This window comes from Mycetohabitans sp. B46, from assembly GCF_037389205.1.
Lineage (GTDB): Bacteria > Pseudomonadota > Gammaproteobacteria > Burkholderiales > Burkholderiaceae > Mycetohabitans.
On record NZ_JADBGL010000004.1, the window covers coordinates 18,262 to 37,787 of the forward strand.

A 19,526-nucleotide genomic window follows, 5' to 3' on the forward strand; every position below is an offset into this window, starting at 1 on the left:
CGGGGCCACGGCTGCCGGCCGGGCTGCGTGAGCCCGCCATGCAACAGGCGGCGAAATGGGGCGGGCCATACCCGCCCATTTTCTTGCACCGATGAACGTCACTGAATACTACGAGAAGGAACTGGCTGAGCGCGGCTATCAAGCCGATGCGGCGCAACAGCGCGCGATTAGCCGGCTGCAGCGCTGCTACGACGACTGGGTGGCCTACAAGGCGCGGCGTTCCAATGCGCTCAAGAGGTGGATCATTCGACCGGACCCGCCACGCGGGGTTTATATGTGGGGTGGCGTCGGGCGTGGCAAGAGCTTCCTGATGGACAGTTTCTATGCTGTCGTGCCGGTGCAACGCAAGACGCGGCTGCATTTTCACGAATTCATGCGCGAGGTACACCGTGAACTCGAGGAACTCAAGGGCCGCGCCGATCCGCTGGACGAACTGGCACGACTGGTCGCGAAGCGTTATCGATTGATTTGTTTCGACGAGTTCCATGTCTCGGACATCGCCGATGCGATGATCCTTTATCGGTTGTTGTTAAAGTTGCTCGGCAACGGCGTGCAGTTCGTGATGACGTCCAATTACGAACCCAGTACGCTATACCCGGACGGGCTACACCGCGACCGAGTGCTGCCCGCGATCGCCTTGATTAACGAAAGGCTCGACGTGTTGAACGTGGATGCTGGCACTGACTATCGGCAGCGCACGCTGGCGCAGGTGCAGGCCTACCATACGCCGTTGGGCGCCCATGCCGACAGGGCATTGCGTGACGCGTTCGCGCGGTTGGCCGCGGTACCAGACGAGAGCCCGGTGCTGCATATCGAAAAACGCGAGATCAAGGCGCTGCGCCGTGCCGATGGTGTCGTCTGGTTCGATTTTGCGACGCTATGCGGTGGGCCACGGTCGCAAAACGACTACCTGGAGTTGGCGACACGCTTTCACACGATCATCTTGTCGGACGTGCCGCAGATGATGCCGCGCATGGCGTCCGAAGCGCGCCGCTACACGTGGTTGATCGACGTACTGTACGATCATAAGGTCAAGCTGTTGATGTCGGCCGCCGTGCCGGCCGAGCAGCTGTATGTTGAAGGGCCGATGGCCAATGAATTCGCGCGGACCGTGTCGCGCATTGTCGAGATGCAATCGAAGGCGTATCTCGAAGCGCCGCGGCGCATCGTCGATACGTCATTGACGTGACGATACGTGGCCCTGTGGCCTAGCCGTGCGTGACGCGTTGTCGGCGTGCTGTGGTTCAATGGGCGCGTACAATGCCATGACTGCTGGTTGACGGGGACATACAACGCGTGACTGCTAATTGACGGGGCGTGCAACGCGTTACTGCTGGCGGTTCCATGTCTGTGAGCGGCCGCTCAACGACACGCCGATATAACCACGCACGACCAGCTTCTGGCCACCGTCCTCGACGTGCATCTTGCACTTGTAGATCTTGCCGTTCTCCGGACCAAGAATATGTCCGCCCTCTCAGCTGTCTGCGTCCTGTTTCATGCCGTTGATGATTGCCATGCCGAGCATCAACTGGTCCTTGCGCGTCGGTGCATGCGGTGCAGTGGCGATCAGGTTGGTCGTTTGCGGCCAGTCCCTTGACGATTTTGCCTGACAGCGTGCCGTCGGCTTCTTGCGCAATCTGGGCCAACGCCTTCGGTTGTCCGGTGTGGTCGTCGATCGTTTGCCAAACGCCAAACGCCAAACGCCAAGCGGCGATGCGTTATCGACGGCGAAGGCGCTGGCACCGCACATGGGCAATGTAATCGCGACTAGCACGCCGCGGACCACGCGGAGATTGAACAACGCTCGCATCATGTCTTCCTCCTGAAACGAGCCGTTATCTTTACGGGCTATGGGGGACCCGGTGCGAGGGCGGTGTGCCGCGTCGAATGATGCAGGGCCGCGAACCGACCTATACTGGCTGATTGATGGTGGCGCATGAGCGCCCCAGCTGATCGAAATGCCCAACCGCTGCGTCAGGCGTGCACCCGTGGAGCCACTAAGTGCCAAGCCCACATACCACAGCACCGTCTGTGCTCGGGCTGTGCGACGCTGCTGACGCGCGCCGAATTGCGCAAGGCGCGGGGCGAATGTTCGCCGGCGACACATTGTGTTATCGCAACGAAAGCGCCGCACATGTATTTCCAGTGTGACGCGATGGCTGCTACAAGGCAGGCTATCAACGCGTCGTCGGTATCATCCGTGTATCCGGGAGCTTGTCACTGCGCATGTTGGGAGCGGGCAACGGGCGTTGAGGGAAGGAAAACTCCATGCCGATTATCCGAGTGATGCAATACTGGCTTGATCATCATTGTCACTCGCAGGTTCACCCAAAGTGGGGAAGAGCCACTTTCCACTTAAGCGCATCAATGCCTTTGCGCGTAGAGGTATTGATTTTATCGCTTAAAATTTCATACCAAAAGGTATGGACATTCTGCGTTGAGGTGAAGAGTGATCCTTTCCTGCACTATCGACCACTCCAGTTACAACAGATAAAGGGGATTTTAATATCCCAGAGCAGTTATGACAAGCAGGGAAATCTTCGCCTTTTTTACCTACCAACCGCTTAGTAAACAAATGTGTGTGGATCAAGTTTTTGAAATAAGGGGCTTCAAGGTGAATTTCCTTGTTGACATTGTCAGGCTCGATGGAATTAAGCATGCTATTTAGCGCCTGTACTTCTGCATGCAACCCTGGAATTCCTGCTTTTTGAGGTAAAATAAAATTGTTGCTTTTCAAATGATCGCGTATCCTTTTTTCTACAACAGGATGCAACTGCAAATTGTTTTTTTGGTAAGTATTTTTAATTGCATCAATAAATTTTTCTTCGTCGGTTATTTTGTAACTACCTACTTCTTCGCGAAACTCTTTGTGCTCCGTTAGTGGAACATAATTCTCAAATCCTTGCTTTATTTTTCTTTCCAAAATGCTTACTCCAGGAAACAAGTCTTTTTTCTTCAGGCTTCCCGGATAGTTTAAAAACCCTTCTTTATAAAAATTACTAATGCTGTTGAAAATGGCAGCATGTGCCGCATATTCTTCGAGCTTTTTCTTTGTGTATAGCGAATTTTTGGCAAGGTCATCGGCTTTTTTCCCTTTCTTTTTATTCTTCAATTCTGCAATTTCTTTATCTGTTTCTGCAGCTTTGTTTATGATGCCTTGGGTTGATTCATTAATCATCAAATTTTTCTCTTTAATAAAACTATTTTTTAATAAAGCAGAAAAAATTTTCTCCTGATTCGGAATCTCTAAATTTAACCCATCCAGACTGCTGTATGGTTCATATTTATCAATTTTTTTAGTTGAATTGTTTTTCGCCGTCTGATGTGCCTTCATTTTGCTCTCTCCAGAGATCACTTTTATCCAGGAAAACGGCCATCCGCTCGCCGACAGATCACCTCATTGTTTAACTGCCCGTTCACGGCATATCCAAGCATGATGTCCAACTATCGTACGCCGCTTCTTCGAATAAGGTAACTGTGACTATAGAGCGCCCGCGTAACAGGCACAAGCTTGTCATCTTTGCTTAAACCGACAACCCGCCGTGGGAATGGGTCTACCAGCAAACGCAGCGTTGGCTAAATGCGGGTGGCTTCGAAGCAATGGTCAACGATTGCGCTCGGTGCTGCGCGTGGCGCAACAGCGCCAAGGTCGGCCCAGTGCAGTTATCCTGGATGGACGCACGTTGCAGTCTACGTGCGAAAGCGGTCCGCGTGCGGGCTACGACGGTCATCAGCGCAAGCGAGGCAGCAAGGTTCATATGGCTGTTAACACGCTGGGCCTGCTGCTGGCGGTGCACATTACGCCGGCCAACGCGCAGGCGCGCACACAGCTAGCCGAGCTTGCCTGTCAGATTCAGCATGTCACCGCTCAGACGGTGAAACTTGCATTGGCTGATTAGGGCTATACGAGCAACACGCCTGCGCAGGCTTGCATTTCGTCGTCTTCGCTATGCTTATGCTCGTTCATGCTGTACCCATTATGAGAAGTGCCTAACACGCTCTAAGCGCACGTGCGATCGCTGGCATTTGCCCACCGCGCCCACCCGTGCCAGCGCGATAGCGCGCCCGAAGTGCTGGCCGATCGCAGTCAGGGGGATAGGGCGGGATGCTCGTAGAGTATTGCAGCGTTGGACGTGATCTTCGATGAGGAACCCGAGACCCACGAATTTAAGTAATATTGACCCCACGAAAAAGCGCACACTCGGAAAACAAATGAATCAATTACCACGAGCAAGGGGTAGGGTGCTGACGGCGGTTGCCGCGGCCATCGTCAGTCAAGCAGCGGCCGCGGGGGCCAGTGCGCCGCCCCAGGCGACGGCCAGTAGCGTCGCTATCACGCAGGAGCCAGCTGCCAACGTCGCGTTGCCTGACGCAGTGGCGCCCAGCGCGCCGACGGCTGACGAAGCGCGCCATTCAACCGGCGGCAATGTCGCGGAATTGCAACGGCTGATTCACGCTTCGGCGTTGACCGAATTCCGCACGTCGTATAACGGCAGCTACGGTGCGAGCTTGCTGTTCTATGACAAGGAGATGACCTATTACGTTGCGTTGTTCCAGCAAAAAAACTTTTGGCGTGTGATCAAGACGCAGGACCCGGTCCGGGCTGAAGCCATCTATGCGGGTTTGGTGCGGCAGACAGTGCAACTGTCCGATATCGAAATTCGCCGTGCACGGCTGGAGGCACAGAAGGCATTCACCCACCGCATGATCGCACTATCGCGTGATCGGGCCGTGCGGCTGCAAGCAGATCTGAACGTGGCGCGCGCGCAGGAGGCGGAAGTCACGACTCGCCAGAAGCAGACCGCCGCGCAGGCGCAGGCACTGGACGAGCAGAAGGCTGCTGCACAAACGCAGCTGCGCGAGTTGCAGCGACATATCCGTGACTTGCAACGGCAGACCGAAGCCGGCCTGCCGCGCTCGAAGCCCCGCTGAGCGGCGTACTTACGCATCGCTGGACAAGCCCCCGTGCCGCGCCGCCCGCGGTGTCCGCCGCCGCCGCCGCGCGCCATTGCGCGGCGGCGTCAACGCGCCATCGACAGGGGGGGACGGAGGGGTCTCGTCGCGTGCGATGAGCACTGAAATGTCCCAGCACGCGATGAACAGCGCGGCAATCAAGGGACCGATGACAAAGCCGTTGATGCCGAACGTGGCCATGCCGCCGACCGTGGAGATCAGCACGACCCAGTCAGGCAGCTTGGTGTCTTTGCCCACTAGGATCGGACGCAGGATGTTGTCGACGCCGCCGATGACCAGCGAGCAGAATAGTCCCAGCACAATCGCTTTCCACAGCGGACCGGCCAGCAGGAAATAGATTGCCGCCGGTCCCCAGACCAGCGCTGAGCCGATCGCCGGCAGCAGTGACAGCAATGCCATCAGCGTGCCCCACAGCAGCGAGCCGCTGATGCCGAGGATGAAGAAGATTAGGCCGCCGAGCAGTCCCTGCACCGCGGCCACCGCGATATTGCCCTTGACCGTCGCGCGTACCACGGTGGTGAACTTGCCGAGCAGCTTTTGCTTGTGCGAATCTGCAAGCGGCACCGCTTCACGGATACGCCGTGAAATGGCGCTGCCGTCACGCAGCAGGAAGAACACCATGTAGAGCATGATGCCGAAGCCGACGGCGAACTGCAGCGTATTCTGGCCGATCTCGACCGCCTGTGCGGCCACGAATTGGCTGATGCGGGCCGCCCCTTCGGTCAGTTTGGCCTGCAGGCTTTGCATGTCGGCCAGGCCGACGTCGTTGAGCCAGTGCTGCGCGAACGCGGGTAATGCGCCGACTACCTTCTGAAAATACAGTGTGACGTTCCACTGGCCGGTTTTGATTTGCTCGTAGGCGAACGAGACTTCCTGCACGAGCGTACCGATCATTAGGCTGACGGGCAAAATCACGACCAGCACGCACAGACTCAACGTCGCCAGGGCGGCGAGGTTGGCACGGTTGCCCCATCGCGCGGTGAGCGTGCGCTGCAACGGCTGAAATAGGATCGCGAGAATCGTGCCCCAAAAAATTGCGCCGAAGAACGGTAGCAGGATCCAGATGAGTGCGAGTGATACTGCGTACAGCAGGACTTGAAAGCCTCTTTGATTCCGTGTGTTTTTGTCCATGACTCCGGTCGGCACCGTCATGCGGTCCGCGCGTAGAAGGTGGGGGCGTTTGCCAGCGCCCGGGTAAGGCAATCTTGACATGGCGCGCCGTGCACGTCACGTCATGGCGTGACCGGTACTGTCCGGAAACCGCGTGTGCAGGCCAACAGGCCAGCGCCAGCAACGCGCACGGGCTAGGTTGTCCAGCGGATACCCGTGTCGCAGATCACGATGGTATCGGGCTGGGTGATGTTCGCCGCCGCGCTCGCCAGCATCGTCTCGGCATCGTACCTGAACAGGCTTGCTGAGCGCGTTACACCGGACAGGACGTCGGGCTGCTGCTCGGTGGCTTTCCGGAGGCCACCTCGGCATGCGCGCCATGTTACATGTCGGCTTAATCGAGACGGCGCCCGTGCACGGTATGGGCCAAGGCACGGCGTCTGCTACTGACGTATGCACACTTTGCATGGAGAGCATCATGAATAGCACATTGGATCCCGACAATGATTTGTCGCAACCTCACGTGCCCGGTCACGATACCGAAGCGCTCGGCCCTGGTGATTCGTCAGACACCGGCAGTGACATGGTCGGCGCGAAGCGGCACGACTTCGATCGCGACACGGCGCTGGACAACCACGCGCTTGAAACGGGCATGGCGGAACAAGGCAGCGACACCGATCGTGCCGGCACGGGCGAGCGCGCCGCCGCCGATGGCGACGAGACGATCGAACTCGATGCAGACGTGATGCCGGATCGGATTGAGCACATGCCTGCCCAGGATCGGGCTGATAGGGACGATTGAATCCGCAGATGCTGGCATACGCGATCGTTGACCTGGTGGCGGGCATGCCGAGGTTGGTCTGCTGTCACGCTTGCACGATACCCCATGGCAGTTGCCGGGCAAGGCACGTACCGCTGTGGCTGCAATAAAACGCCATTGCGGCACGATGCTTGCTAAGGTTATTCATGAGTCACGGCGGGGCTACGGCCGTGCTCGATCATGCCACTTTAATTGGAGAACCCATAATGAAGTTAACTACAGTCGTTTGCCTTGGTGCGCTGCTGCTTACTCCGGCTGTTCATGCTCAAACGCAGGCTGCGTCAACGACGGCCGCGAACCCGCTATCAAGCGCGGATCGTGACTTTATCCAAGCGGCCACGATGTCGTCATCGACCGAGATTGATGCAGGCAAACTTGCGCACAAAAATACGAGTAACGCAGATGTCAGATCGTTTGCGCGTCATATGATCGCCGACCATATGAAGCTGACCATGCAGTTGAAAGCGGTGGCCCCTCATGGCGTGGAGGTGCCCAAGGATAATTCCGATATTGCACTGCTTGAGTCACTCAAGCCCTTGACTGGCGAAAACTTCGATCACGCGTATGTGCGTAAGGTGGGCCTGGAGGCGCACCGGCAAGCTATCGCCGCATTCGAGAAAGAAGCGAAGGATGGAGAGCACCCGTCGTTGAAGGAGGCGGCGCTAAAGGCTTTGCCTACGCTTAGAGAGCATTACCAGATGTCGCAGCAGCTTGCGCAAAAGTTGGGAATTAACGAGTAAGCCGCGATACAGGTTGGTCTGCACCCGTGTCATAACGGGTGCAGGCTTGGCGGCAGACTACGTGCTAGCGACGGTTGTCGTAGTGTTTCCGTCAGGCGCGAAAGGGTCGATGCGTGCTTGCCATGACGCGCATCGGTTGAATGGCATGAGACCGCGTTGTCAGAACTGGTAGTTAATCGACACGTCACAGACGCCGTTAAGCCGCGAGCGGGTAATTGGGCTGTCCGCGGCGCTTCCAAGCATGCGCTTGAAGGCGCCGTCGGCACTGACGAACCAATGCTTGTTCACGAAGTAGACCATTGTGATGCCAAAACCCGCAGATTTCAGTCCGGCACGCGCGTCGTATCGACGGTAGCCGGACTGCGCGGCTTGGTCCGGATTAACGCCAAACCAACTGTTCATGTACTTTGCGTCCGCGAAGGTTACTGACGGACCGGCGAACCAGTAGAACGCCTCTGAACTGCCGGGTAGCGGCATATAAGTGCCTAAATCGAACGTCCAGCCGTTCGAGCCGCCGAAGCTGCGCGTGGCTACGCTGCGTAGCACTAACGGAAATTCTTTTGATACCCCATACTCTGCAGCGATTTTCATTTCCGGCGCCGGGTTAATGTTGCCTAGCCCATTGAGTCGCGAGGGATCATCGTGGCCGCGCCGGCCCAAGTCGTACGCCGCGGCGACACTGATGCGCCAGTTCGGTCCGCGCAACACATTGACACCGATGCCTTCGCCGGTCGATAAGAACGCAAGATCGCGATAACGCATATCTACGCTCGGGCCGACCAATGTGTGATATCGATTTTCACCCTCATAGCGCGGCTTGAAAGTTGTGCCGATGCCAATCCTCGTTTCCCATTCTGGGATGGATGACACGTACAGTTTTTGTAGTGGAACACCGGCCGAGTACTGCCATTCGCCTAGCGGCGACGGAGTCTGTGCTTGCGTCGGTGCGGTGTAAAGCGTTAAGGCTAGTGCGGCTGCGGCAAGCGGGGCGAGATCCCTTCGTTGGGAGTCGCGAACGCGACGGGTGGGGCAGGATGGTTGCCCCGCCGTGCAGATGTCGAGCGCCATTGGGCCTCCGATTGTCAAACGGACGAGGGAGGGTAGCACACACTATGCCAATTGGACGCGCTGCCGCCCAAACCCTGTATTGCCCTGCCATAACGCTGCCGTATCGCTGTCATACCGCTTGCGCGGCCTGGCGCGAAGGTGGGACGCGGCAACGACAACGCAGTGTCGTGAAAAATTTGCCGTCGCGGGTCGCTGTCTTGTTCAGGCATCAGGCCACTTGTCTAGTCCTTTATGCCGGAGACGGTCGTTCGCGTGCCGTGGCGCTGCAAGAACGCGTCGAATGGGTTGCGTTATCGATATCGCGTGCCATGCTGGCTCGCCGCGTGTTGTCGGGTATGGCGGTTGCGCAAACCGTTGCGCCGCGCATGTCGCGCGGCGTGCTATACGGTGCGGTACCGGCGAGGAAAACATGATGACGAGCCCACGCGAACATATGATTGATTGGCTGAAGGACGCCTATGCGATGGAGCAGCATGCCGAGTCGATGCTCAAGGCGCAAGCTTCGAGATTGGAGCATTATCCCAAGCTCAAGCAGCGCATCGAGCAGCACATTGATGAAACGATATCCCAGCAAAAGCTGCTCGAGCAGTGCTTGGACCGATTGAACAGCAGCCCATCGACGATCAAGAACCTTGCTGCCCGGGCTGCCGCATTTGGGCAAGCGCTCGGCGGGATGGCCGTGACTGATGAGGTGGTCAAGGGTGGCATGGCTGGCTATGTATTCGAGCATATCGAGATTGCCGCGTACACGGCATTGATCGCGGCCGCCCGTGCGGCCGGCGACGTCGAGACACAACGTTGCTGCGAGCAGATCTTGCTTCAGGAGGTCGAGATGGCACGTTGGCTGCATGACAACTTGCCAGAAGTCGTGACTGCCTTCCTGGCTCGTTCCGCAGGCGAGCGCGACGACGCGAAGCGTTGACGCCCACACGCAAGAGGAAGCCGGTCATGAACTGGCTCGGCTCTCGCCGGGCCGGCGTGGCTACATAGGGGTGCTTGTCTATGGCATATCTGCCGCCGCTACCGCCGGCGCGCTGGTGATAGCGGCGGGCGCCCACACGTCCGGCTTAGCGCCGCAATAAGATGCTGCACAGCCGGTGCAGGGCAGGTTTGCACTCGGCGATATCCCGTCGCAGGTCTTTGGAGCCTGTGGTCGCAGAACAGGTACGGAGGCGACTTTGGCAGTCTGTTGCATGGCGGCAACACGCACGGTAGGTGCGCTGTAGCAGGGCCAGCCTGTAGCAGAGCCAGTCAGCCAGCCGGCGGCGCACGTTTCTATCTGGGCTGCTGCGCTGCGCGCCACCGGTGGTTATCAATCGGTGGTCATCACATCGATTGTTTGATGGTCGTATCCTTCCAAAAAAATCAGGTTGCACCCGGATAGCTTAGCGGTTGACGCGTCGCGCTGATCAGAATCAAGCCACGCCCGGACAGCGCGCGCCACACGTGCGGCGTGTGGTTTGATTTCAGTCAAGGGCCCGGGCGCGGATTGAAGCGATCATTGATGCGTGGAGCGAATACGTGGGTTCGTATCGTGTGCCCGGGGGGCTGGCTACTGCGACGCTCATTGATTTGCGTCATGGCGTACCGGTAGGCGATATGCGACGCTGCACTTATCGATGCTGGGATTGTGTACGACGGGCTTGCGGCGAGCCGGCCTGCCAGGGGGCAAACCAGTTGACGAGGCGTATGCCAGGGAGGCAAATGGGTTACCTGACGTGGATGATCGGTGTGGGTGCGGCGTTATGTGCGGGATTTGCCAGCGCGATCTGGGTCGAGAGGAATCGAGGCTCGGCGCGCGCCACTTGTCCTGTGCGCACTACGCCGAGGGAAGATTCGAAAAGGAGAACAGGATCTTGAAGGCGGGCACGAGTGACGCCATGCCCAGCGATGTGGACCCGCATGCGCTGCGCCGTTACGTGTCCTATCCCGAGCGTGGGTGGTTCGTCGACGCGTTCGACGAGGCGGCGTTGGCGGCCTGCTACGCCAGCGCGTCGCCGATCAGCGGCGCCGGTTGGGGCGACGGGGCGGGTACGGGTACGGATCCGGCGCATATCGCACTGTCGGTTGTCATACCGGCGCTCGCCCCGGGCAATGCCGCCTATCTAGCGTTTGCGCGCCGCATCGACGACGACATCGCGTTTCACCGGCAATGGGACCCGGCGCGATCCGACGTTGCGGAGTTGCACTGGAGCGGCGCGCTCGGCTTACTTGGGGCAAGCGGCAGCGCGCGGCTCGTCGCATTGTTGCGGCAGCGGTTCGCGTTCGCGCGCGATGCCCGCTGGTCGGTTTCGCTCGATTGGCGTGCCGCGCATGACGAGACATTGCTCCACACGCTGGCATTGAGCGGCTTCGCGCATCTCGAACTGTGCGGCGGTGCAACGACGACCGCGCAGCCCGGCGGCATCGCCGGGGGCACGCGGTTATCGGCAGAACCCTCCGACGTGGGCGAGCAGGGGCCGACGCACGCCAAGCGGCGGCGTTTAGCCGAACTCGTCGCGCAGGCCCGCACGCATGGTTTTGCATCCGTGGGGGCGGTGCTCGAGTACGGTGCTGAGTCGCATGGCTCAGCACTGGGCGCGCAATCGCCGGGCACGCTGCACGCGCTCGATGCATTGATCGCCGAGGGTGCCACGCGGATCCGTCTGCAAACGCGCTGCACGTGCGCCGACGTACTCGCCGAGCGGGTGGCACTGGTCGAGCGGTTGCATGCGTGTGGCTACGTGCAATTGGGTATTGACGACTACGCGCGTCGCGACGATCCGTTGGTATCGGCGCAGCGATTCGGTCGTCTCGTGTGCAAGCCGTTCGGCTTGTCCTCGCGTGCGACGTGCGCTGTCGTGCCGCTCGGGCCGGGGGCAATCGGCGCCACCGCTGACGCCTATTTTCAGCATTTGGAGGCTGTGCCGTCCGGACCCGCGCGTTCTATCGCGGGACGCAAGGTGCGCGCGCCCGGCTTGCGCGGATGGCGCTTGTCGGCCGACGACGCGATCCGTCGCACGGTCATCCAGTCGCTGGCCACCAATTTCTTCATTGACCGGCAGGCGATCGAGTTGGCGCACAACATCGAGTTTTCCGATTACTTCGCCAACGAGATCCACGTGCTGCGCCGCTGTGCGAATGCCGGCCTGCTGTCGCTGGAGGGCAACTTCATCGAGACGACCGATGCGGGGCGTGTGCGTTTGGGCAATCTGTGTGGCATCTTTGATCGCTATCGTCACGTGCGTCATACGTGGCTGCGTTCATTGGCCGGCACGGCCCATGCGCTCGAGCCATTGCTTGCCGTGTGTTGAGCGCAGCGCCTAGTGCTGTGCATGCTCGTGCCGCGCCGCCGTTAGCCTAAGTGTACGCGGCGCGGGCTGACGGGTCACGAGACGACGTCCTCGAGAGGTCGGCGTGCCTTCTCGCCATCGCAACTGCCTCCCTTGAGGCGTGCCCGCTTGCTCGCGGCATGAACATCGGGTCCACGCGAATGGATCGGGCGTTAGCAAAATAAGCGCAATAGGCCGGCTCACCGACAAGTGCAATACGTTGACTTGCCGTGCCGCATCATTTTTTTGACGCGACTGTTGACACAATGGTGGCAGATCAGCATAATAGCGTTCTTCGCTGATTACGCAGCAAAGCCGCCCAGGTGGCGGAATTGGTAGACGCACTAGTTTCAGGTACTAGCGGGTAACTCCGTGGAGGTTCGAGTCCTCTCCTGGGCACCAACGGTTGCGCTGTTGTGATGCGACGAAGTGGTACGATAAACCCTGTAAGATAAAGGTCTTACAGGGTTTTTTGTCTTTTCAGCCAGCCGGCGGGTAAGCCGGTGGTTCATCCGTGTCAACGTGCGTGCTGTCCGCAACGCCGACGCACCAAGCGCATCGACCCTGCATCGGCCAAACCCGGTGTTAGAATCATTCACCAGTGAGTTGGCCGGTGCCACCGTGCGTCGGCCGGGCAGTGACGATCCGTGACACGCCAACCTGCGCGTTGCGCATATTCACGACAACCATTCATCGACAAGGCCTTGAGCAAATACCCCTATTCGATTCCTAGCCGCGAAGCAATTCTCGGCGTACTGCGCACGACCGAACAGCCGCTTGCCGGCAATGACATTGCCGAAGCACTCGCGATCAAGCGCCAGGAGCGCGAAGGGTTTTTCAAGCGCCTCGGCGCGATGGAGCGCGATGGCCAGATCCGGCTCGACAAGCGTGGCTATTACCAGCTTACGCCTTCGTCGAACTTTGTCGCCGGTCGGGTTCAGGGCCATCGCGACGGCTACGGCTTCCTGATTCGCGACGATGCCGGTGTCGACTTGTTCTTGTCCAATGCAGAGATGCAGAAGGTCATGCACAACGACCGGGTACTCGCGCGCGTGACAGGCCATGACCGACGCGGCCGTCCGGAGGCCCACATTGTCGAGGTTACCGAGCGGGCGAACAAGCGGATCATCGGCCGGCTGCTGAACGAGAACGGTGCATGGATCGTTGCGCCGGAGGACAAGCGGATCGGCCACGACATCCTCGTGACGCAGACGGGCAAGGTCAAGCCCCAGTCCGGCCAAGTCGTCTCGATCGAGTTAACGGACTTCCCGAGCCGTCATTCGCAGCCGGTTGGCAAGATCGTCGAAGTGCTGGGCGACATCGACGATCCCGGCATGGAAATCGAGATCGCCGTGCGTAAGTATGGCGTGCCGCACCGGTTCTCAGACGCGGCGCTGGCCCAGGCGGCCAAGCTGCCCGACGAAGTGCGGGCGGCCGATCTGCGCCAGCGCGTGGACCTGCGCGATGTGCCGCTCGTGACGATCGATGGCGAGGACGCCCGTGATTTCGATGACGCCGTGTATTGCGAGCCGATTCGCGTCGGCAGGCAAAACGGCTTTCGGCTGCTCGTGGCGATCGCTGACGTGTCGCACTACGTGGCCGACGGTGACGCGCTTGATCATGACGCGCTCGAGCGCAGCACATCGGTGTATTTCCCGCGCCGCGTGATTCCGATGCTGCCCGAGAAGCTGTCCAATGGGCTGTGCTCGCTGAATCCGCAGGTGGATCGCTGCACGCTCGTCTGCGACATGGTGATCAATGCGAGTGGGGACATCAAGGCATACCAGTTCTATCCGGCAGTGATGCACTCGGCGGCGCGGCTCACGTACACCGAGGTGGCCGCGGCCTTGTCGAACACGAAGGGTCCCGAGGCGGCGCGGCGCGGCGCGTTGCTGCCGCATCTGCAAAACCTGCATGCGGTATTTAAGGCGTTGTTGCTGGCACGTGAAAAACGTGGCGCGATCGATTTTGACACGACCGAGACATACATCGCGTGCAATGCGCAAGGCAAGATCGAGCAGATCCTGCCGCGCCAGCGCAACGACGCACACAAGCTGATCGAGGAGTGTATGCTCGCGGCGAACGTGTGCGCGGCCGACTTCCTAAAACGCAACAAGCATCCCGCGTTGTATCGGGTGCATGCGGGACCGAGCGACGAGAAACTGGCGAATCTGCGTGCGTTCTTGCGTGGTTTCGGGCTGACGCTGGGCGGTGGCGACAAGCCGCACGCGAACGATTATGCGGCGCTGATGAAGCAGGTGCGAGACCGGCCCGACGCGATGATGCTGCAGACGATGCTGCTGCGATCAATGCAGCAAGCTGTCTACAGTCCCGACAATATCGGACACTTCGGTCTCGCGTACGACGCGTATGCGCACTTCACCAGTCCAATCCGACGCTATCCGGACTTGCTCACGCACCGCGCGATCCGCGCGATCCTGGCGGGCAAGCAGTATCAGCCTCATGCCGCCGGCGACGTCGAACTCAATACGTCGCTGGCGTCTCATGCGCGTGCATTGCAGCGTGATGACGAACGCGCGCGCTCGCGCGACGCGATCTGGGAGGCGCTGGGCCTGCATTGCTCGGCCAATGAACGCCGTGCCGACGAGGCATCGCGCGACGTTGAGGCATGGCTGAAGTGTTACTTCATGCGCGACAAGCTCGGCGAAGAATACGGCGGCATGGTCAGCAGCGTGACACCGTTCGGTATTTTCGTGCAGCTTGACTCACTGTTTATCGAGGGGTTGGTCCACGTTACCGAACTGGGCGCCGACTATTTCCAGTACGACGAGATCAAGAACGAGTTGCGCGGCGAGCGTACCGGAATACGGTATCGCCTGTCTGAGCGCGTGCGCGTGCAAGTCAGTCGTGTCGACCTGGATGCGCGCAAGATCGATTTTCGCCTGGTGCGCGAAGTGTCGGCTAAGTTGCCGTTGCGCGCAGCCCCGCGCAACGTGGCCGCTGACGAGGCGAGCGGCTGTGCCCCGCGGGTGCAGTCACTTGCTTCAGTGGACAGTGGCCCGCGCGGTGAGACGGCGGCGTCTGCGCCGAGCGCGCCTATCAACGACGCACGCGGCACGGCTAAGGCTGCCGCGAAGAAACGTCTGCCGGCCGGCGCTGGCGCAAATGGACGGGTGCGCGGCAAGAAACGGTAGATTGGTCGCGCCACACTTTTTTGAAAGCGGTTCCTATGGCACGTTTAAAAGTTCTTTATGGATTCCACGCGGTCACCGCGCGGCTACGTCACGACTCGTCCAGCATCGAGGAGGTGCTGTACGACGCGACGCGACGCGATCGCCGCATGCAGGATTTTCTCCAAGTGGCGCAAACCTCCGGGGTCCGGCTGATTGCCGCCGACGATGCGCGGCTGCACGGGCTGGCCGGCACGCACCGGCACCAGGGTGTCGTTGCACGCGCGACGGATTTGCCGCTTGCGCAAAATCTAGCCGAGCTGCTCGACGCGCTGCCTGGACCCGCGCTGCTATTGGTGCTGGACGGAGTCACCGATCCGCACAACCTTGGCGCGTGCTTGCGCGTGGCCGACGCGGCCGGCGCGCACGCGGTGATTGCGCCGCGCGATCGTGCGGTTGGCCTCAATTCGACTGCCGCGAAGGTAGCCAGTGGGGCGGCCGAGACCGTGCCCTACATCACGGTCACCAATCTTGCTCGTACGCTGCGTGAATTAAAGGACGCCGGCGTCTGGGTGATCGGCACGGCTGGCGACGCTCAGCGCAGCCTGTACGATATCGCGCTCGATGGTCCGGTCGCGCTGGTCATGGGCGCCGAAGGGGAGGGCATGCGCAGGTTGACGCGCGAGACCTGTGACGACTTGATGCACATCCCGATGATGGGCAGTGTGGGCAGCCTAAATGTGTCGGTTGCCAGCGGCATCTGCCTGTTTGAGGCGGTTAGGCAGCGTACGGGCATTAAAAATCAGTGATTTTGAATGCATGTTGCAGAACGCATGTTGCCGCTTCTATGCAGCATTGCTGCCCGTGCAGTATCCCGCGATTGCCTTCAAAAAGGCAGCAAGCACCGAACCGAAATTGGGTCAGATAATTCTTGGGTACTGCGCCGCTGCGGTCACGTCTAAATTCCTTTTAAGTAAGGCACGCTGCTGTCAACAGCACGTTGAAATGGCTTTTCTCTACACTGATCGAAGCTGCCGTCGGCTTGGTGCGATCCAGTTGTGTGCCTAAGCCAGTGCGCTGACGCATGCTCCAATTCATCGGCACGGTCGGCGAAAGCTGACCGGAGCGCCAGTTCTCGCATAAATCGCTCCGGATCCGTCGTGTCGCCCCACTGCAGCATGTCATGCATCAGCGACACCAATTGCTCGTGCGTCGTGTACCCGCGATCAACAGCCTTGCCCGTTGCCCCCGCAGGGTCGCCAAATCGCGTTGCTGTCAAGTACGAAGTTTAATTAGACAGCATAGAACAAGGATGTAAACAATGAGCTTGCCATAGCGTCGGGCATTTCGTGAGGCGGCTCGTAACAACCGAACAGGATACGCCCAGATGAGACGACACAAATGGTCCGCTCGCTATCGCTGTATCACTGGGAAAACCTCGACCACGTGCAGCAGTTCACGACAGACTGGATGTGGTCTTACAATCACGACCGCCCGAACATGGCCTTGGGCGGATGGACGCCAAAACAGCGGCCGGCCATGGCCGCATAGCTTCTACTTTTGGGCTCCGTTAAAAACGGGAGGATTACCCCACCACGTTTGTGCTGTCCACCAGCCAAACCGGTGATGCACCGACTGGGCAAGTTGTTCAAGCGCCTGTAGTCGTTGCATTGGGATGATGTAAGCGGCTATGCCAATAGCATACTGGCGTGGTGAGACGAATCTCTCAATAACAAAAAATGCTTGAGGTTCTGCTGAGTTTGTGCGAGATTTCTCTCCAAAATGGATGGGCGTGCAGCAAAGCGACGGGTGACGATTCGCTGAGAACAGGTGCAGTATCGGGGTATTCGATCCATGCAAACAATGTTGGGAGCGCAACAATGAAAGAAAATATTGGCTTGACTCAAAGACAGTATGCGGTTCCCGCCCAGTTCCTTTCCCCTACTGCCAGGTTCACGAGCATGACGACAACACGGCGTGATAGTTGCCCAACACATCTCCCTTTTTCTGTTCGTTGCTCAAGCACTTGCGCAGTGTAGCGGGCTCGCGCCGACGTGGGTTGGCGTGATGCGGCGCTTTAAGCTTGCTGATGCAGGAATCGCTTCGCATGAGGCGAGGGTGTCTTTTTTCCTGGTAGAAAAGTATGAGCGTTTTTGATGACGCATTTGACCGACTCATCGGCAATGAAGGCGGCTATTCGTATAACCCCCAGGATCCGGGGGGTGAAACGATGTGGGGGGTGACCCAGCGCGTCGCGCGCGCATGGGGCTATACCGGTTCGATGCGGGATTTACCCCGTGAGACAGCGAAACAGATCGCCAAAACCCTATACTGGGATCCATTGCACTGCGGTTGCTACGACGCGCGCGTCGCATTTCAAATCTTCGATGCCAATTACAACGGCGGCCACGTTGTTACTTGGATGCAGCAGGCCAGTGGCGCATTCGCTGACGGAAAATTCGGACCCAAGACGATCGCAGCGGTGCAATCAGCCGATCCTGAACTTTTCATCATGCGCTTTATTGCCGCACGCTTGGCCTATTTAACTGCACTGCAAACTTGGCCAGACTTTGGCCGCGGCTGGGCACGTCGCATCGCGGCTAACTTAAGAGTGGCAGGGGCCTAATCATGTTACCGATTGTTCTCGCACTTGCGCAGTTTGCGCCGCAAATCGCGCATTGGATTGGTGGTAGCCAAGCCGAGCAAGTGGCCAAAAAAATCGTCGATATTGCTCAAACTGTCACGGGTACGAACACACCGGAACAAGCATTGGCTGCGATCCAGGGTAATCCCGACCTGGCTTACCGGTTTCAAGAGTCGATCGTTGAGAGCCAAGTTGAATTGCAGCGCATTGCCGCGGATGTCGAAAAGACGCGCCTTACGGCCAGCGTGGAAACCGCAAAGACAAACGCGGCTGATCGTGCTAATGCCCGGCAGATGGCGTTGACTGAACACGATCATACGCCGCGTAACTTGGCCTATCTGTACACAGTGGGCTTGTTTTTGGTAATTGGCGCGCACTTTTGGCTGTTGTTCTCCCGCATACCCGTCAATCCGCTTGCATTTGGCGTACTCGGCAACATTGAAGGGGTGCTGATCGCGATGGTGCTGGGTGCAAAAGAATTCTTTTTCGGCTCGTCATCGACGGCATCCAAGCAGGCAGCGGTGATTACTAGCTTCGCAACTGATCCGGATACGCATGTGACGACCAGCACGCTGAATGGAGCGTTAACATCTGCTCAAATAACACCGCCCACTATAGCGGATGACAAACCATGAATGTTGATCAAATGAGGCGCGAGCAAGTAGGGCAGTTTAGAAAAGGTAAAGACACTAAGATGATTTGTCTTGATGAAAGTGATTTATACATTCAATGCCAATCGATGGGGTAGTTTGGGGGCAGACTTATCCTAGCGATTGGTTTTTGTTTCATAAAAGCGCTGCTTGGATTAAATAAGAATGACGAAGTGCCCAACCGCAATAAAATGGTACCGGTGCAACACTCCTGTTTTATTCTATCTATCTAGTTATGTGCCACTTATACATAGGTTGCGATGAGGCGCTTCGGAAGATGATGGACAGGGGGAGGGTTTTAATATTAAAGGGGTTGGAAATTATTTGACGATAAAGTCTATAAAAAAACTTTCAAATAAATATAATATACAATCAATCCAAACAGAGGCCATTAATGTTAGATCTGCTGCAATTGCTAAAAATTTTTAGGAGCATAAATATAAAGTTACTACAAGGTTTTGATTACCCAATTTGACTGGCATCCGTCACCACAAGGCTACGTACGAAATTGCCGTCGAACTTGGTGCGCCGCAATGCTCGACGAAATCGATCTTTAGATCACCGGGCAGCGGATCGTTCCAGTCAATAAAGGTCCGGATTGGTACAGTACGGTGGATCGCATTGCTTACAGCGCCTGCGCGTCTGCGTTGGCCACTGAAGGCCTATTCGTGCACATCCCGCAACAGCCGATTGATGGTAGCGGCGCTGATCTGCTTGAGCCGCTGGTGTACCTGCTTCGATAGCGACAGATGACCATGCCGTATCATCGAGCCGACCAGCGTCGGAATGAACGCCTTTAACCGCTTGCTGCAAATTCGGTCACTGGCCTCCTATTGAGGATAAGCGCGGCCCGCACCTCATCGTCATAGCGCCGATGCGGGCCTGGCTTCACCCTCGGCGGCTGCGGCTCTCGGGGCGCATGCTTGCAGTGATAGCCCGTCAGCCACACTGCGCGCATACTGGGCCACGCAGCGCGCACGCACGACTATGCCGGGTTGGCCTGCCGCAGCGGCTTGAGGCGCACCGCGCGAAGGTATGCGCTTGCGTTTTAATTACGTGGCGCATGGCCCTATGCTGC

Annotated in this window: 13 protein-coding genes, 1 tRNA gene and 4 pseudogenes; 13 read left to right on the forward strand and 5 right to left on the reverse strand. The window is 58.4% G+C overall.

Annotated features, from left to right (window positions below; all coding sequences use genetic code 11):
- Positions 1-91 precede the first annotated feature (91 nt).
- A complete protein-coding gene (zapE, locus tag IHE30_RS05515) occupies positions 92-1,189 on the forward strand; it encodes a cell division protein ZapE (RefSeq protein ID WP_337689421.1) in 1,098 nt (365 codons plus the stop codon).
- Positions 1,190-1,327: 138 nt separating this feature from the next.
- On the opposite strand, the pseudogene IHE30_RS05520 reads toward zapE, so the two are convergent.
- Together IHE30_RS05520 and IHE30_RS05525 are read right to left on the reverse strand one after the other, a co-directional pair.
- Positions 1,328-1,750, reverse strand: a pseudogene (locus IHE30_RS05520) (DUF2147 domain-containing protein).
- A 651-nt stretch (positions 1,751-2,401) separates the two neighbouring features.
- The gene (locus IHE30_RS05525) at positions 2,402-3,334 is read right to left on the reverse strand and encodes a YwqJ-related putative deaminase (protein ID WP_337689422.1); all 933 of its coding nucleotides are present in this window, start codon (positions 3,332-3,334) and stop codon (positions 2,402-2,404) included.
- A 197-nt stretch (positions 3,335-3,531) separates the two neighbouring features.
- Between IHE30_RS05525 and IHE30_RS05530 the strand changes: the two are divergent.
- Positions 3,532-3,994 (forward strand): annotated as a pseudogene (locus IHE30_RS05530) (transposase); the annotation flags it as partial.
- A 218-nt stretch (positions 3,995-4,212) separates the two neighbouring features.
- Positions 4,213-4,932, forward strand: a complete 720-nt coding sequence (locus IHE30_RS05535; RefSeq protein ID WP_337689423.1) for a DUF2968 domain-containing protein — start codon at positions 4,213-4,215, stop codon at positions 4,930-4,932.
- A 9-nt stretch (positions 4,933-4,941) separates the two neighbouring features.
- Here IHE30_RS05535 and IHE30_RS05540 read toward each other — a convergent pair whose 3' ends face one another.
- Positions 4,942-6,105, reverse strand: a complete 1,164-nt coding sequence (locus IHE30_RS05540) for an AI-2E family transporter (protein WP_337689424.1) — start codon at positions 6,103-6,105, stop codon at positions 4,942-4,944.
- A gap of 457 nt (positions 6,106-6,562) precedes the next feature.
- Here IHE30_RS05540 and IHE30_RS05545 point away from each other — a divergent pair, with 457 nt between their 5' ends.
- Entirely contained in the window at positions 6,563-6,886 is a 324-nt protein-coding gene (locus tag IHE30_RS05545) for a chemotaxis protein (RefSeq protein WP_337689425.1), read from the forward strand.
- A gap of 224 nt (positions 6,887-7,110) precedes the next feature.
- Complete coding sequence (locus IHE30_RS05550) at positions 7,111-7,644, forward strand: DUF4142 domain-containing protein (protein WP_337689426.1); 534 nt, start codon at positions 7,111-7,113, stop codon at positions 7,642-7,644.
- A 159-nt stretch (positions 7,645-7,803) separates the two neighbouring features.
- Here the strand turns inward: IHE30_RS05550 and IHE30_RS05555 are convergent, their stop codons facing one another.
- Complete coding sequence (locus tag IHE30_RS05555) at positions 7,804-8,751, reverse strand: MipA/OmpV family protein (protein WP_337689427.1); 948 nt, start codon at positions 8,749-8,751, stop codon at positions 7,804-7,806.
- 373 nt (positions 8,752-9,124) lie between these two features.
- Here IHE30_RS05555 and IHE30_RS05560 point away from each other — a divergent pair, with 373 nt between their 5' ends.
- The 5 genes from IHE30_RS05560 (at position 9,125) to rlmB (ending at position 15,963) form a co-directional block, all read left to right on the forward strand.
- Positions 9,125-9,634 carry a ferritin-like domain-containing protein gene (locus IHE30_RS05560; protein ID WP_337689428.1) on the forward strand — a complete coding sequence of 170 codons (510 nt, stop codon included), beginning with the start codon at positions 9,125-9,127 and terminating at the stop codon, positions 9,632-9,634.
- 958 nt (positions 9,635-10,592) lie between these two features.
- The gene (locus tag IHE30_RS05565; RefSeq protein ID WP_337689429.1) at positions 10,593-12,005 is read left to right on the forward strand and encodes a hypothetical protein; all 1,413 of its coding nucleotides are present in this window, start codon (positions 10,593-10,595) and stop codon (positions 12,003-12,005) included.
- Between the two features lie 335 nt (positions 12,006-12,340).
- Positions 12,341-12,425, forward strand: a tRNA-Leu gene (locus IHE30_RS05570).
- A gap of 302 nt (positions 12,426-12,727) precedes the next feature.
- Positions 12,728-15,178: a ribonuclease R gene (gene rnr, locus IHE30_RS05575; RefSeq protein ID WP_337689430.1), complete on the forward strand. Its 2,451-nt coding sequence runs from the start codon at positions 12,728-12,730 to the stop codon at positions 15,176-15,178.
- Between the two features lie 35 nt (positions 15,179-15,213).
- Positions 15,214-15,963: a 23S rRNA (guanosine(2251)-2'-O)-methyltransferase RlmB gene (gene rlmB, locus IHE30_RS05580; protein ID WP_337689431.1), complete on the forward strand. Its 750-nt coding sequence runs from the start codon at positions 15,214-15,216 to the stop codon at positions 15,961-15,963.
- 215 nt (positions 15,964-16,178) lie between these two features.
- Here rlmB and IHE30_RS05585 read toward each other — a convergent pair.
- Positions 16,179-16,268: pseudogene (locus IHE30_RS05585) on the reverse strand (tyrosine-type recombinase/integrase); the annotation flags it as partial.
- Positions 16,269-16,567: 299 nt separating this feature from the next.
- Between IHE30_RS05585 and IHE30_RS05590 the strand changes: the two are divergent.
- The 3 genes and pseudogenes from IHE30_RS05590 to IHE30_RS05600 form a co-directional block, all read left to right on the forward strand.
- A pseudogene (locus IHE30_RS05590) lies at positions 16,568-16,705 on the forward strand (integrase core domain-containing protein); the annotation flags it as partial.
- A 592-nt stretch (positions 16,706-17,297) separates the two neighbouring features.
- Positions 17,298-17,780, forward strand: coding sequence for a glycoside hydrolase family 108 protein (locus tag IHE30_RS05595; protein WP_337689432.1), 483 nt, complete (start codon positions 17,298-17,300; stop codon positions 17,778-17,780).
- Between the two features lie 80 nt (positions 17,781-17,860).
- The gene (locus tag IHE30_RS05600; RefSeq protein WP_337689433.1) at positions 17,861-18,433 is read left to right on the forward strand and encodes a hypothetical protein; all 573 of its coding nucleotides are present in this window, start codon (positions 17,861-17,863) and stop codon (positions 18,431-18,433) included.
- The last annotated feature ends 1,093 nt before the right edge of the window (positions 18,434-19,526 follow it).

Coding starts and splice junctions, on each gene's coding strand:
- IHE30_RS05560 (WP_337689428.1), top strand. CDS start 9,125: ATGACGAGCCCACGCGAACATATGATTGATTGGCTGAAGGACGCCTAT.
- IHE30_RS05550 (WP_337689426.1), top strand. CDS start 7,111: ATGAAGTTAACTACAGTCGTTTGCCTTGGTGCGCTGCTGCTTACTCCG.
- IHE30_RS05545 (WP_337689425.1), top strand. CDS start 6,563: ATGAATAGCACATTGGATCCCGACAATGATTTGTCGCAACCTCACGTG.
- IHE30_RS05595 (WP_337689432.1), top strand. CDS start 17,298: ATGAGCGTTTTTGATGACGCATTTGACCGACTCATCGGCAATGAAGGC.
- IHE30_RS05535 (WP_337689423.1), top strand. CDS start 4,213: ATGAATCAATTACCACGAGCAAGGGGTAGGGTGCTGACGGCGGTTGCC.
- IHE30_RS05540 (WP_337689424.1), bottom strand. CDS start 6,105: ATGGACAAAAACACACGGAATCAAAGAGGCTTTCAAGTCCTGCTGTAC.
- IHE30_RS05565 (WP_337689429.1), top strand. CDS start 10,593: ATGCCCAGCGATGTGGACCCGCATGCGCTGCGCCGTTACGTGTCCTAT.
- IHE30_RS05525 (WP_337689422.1), bottom strand. CDS start 3,334: ATGAAGGCACATCAGACGGCGAAAAACAATTCAACTAAAAAAATTGAT.
- rlmB (WP_337689431.1), top strand. CDS start 15,214: ATGGCACGTTTAAAAGTTCTTTATGGATTCCACGCGGTCACCGCGCGG.
- zapE (WP_337689421.1), top strand. CDS start 92: ATGAACGTCACTGAATACTACGAGAAGGAACTGGCTGAGCGCGGCTAT.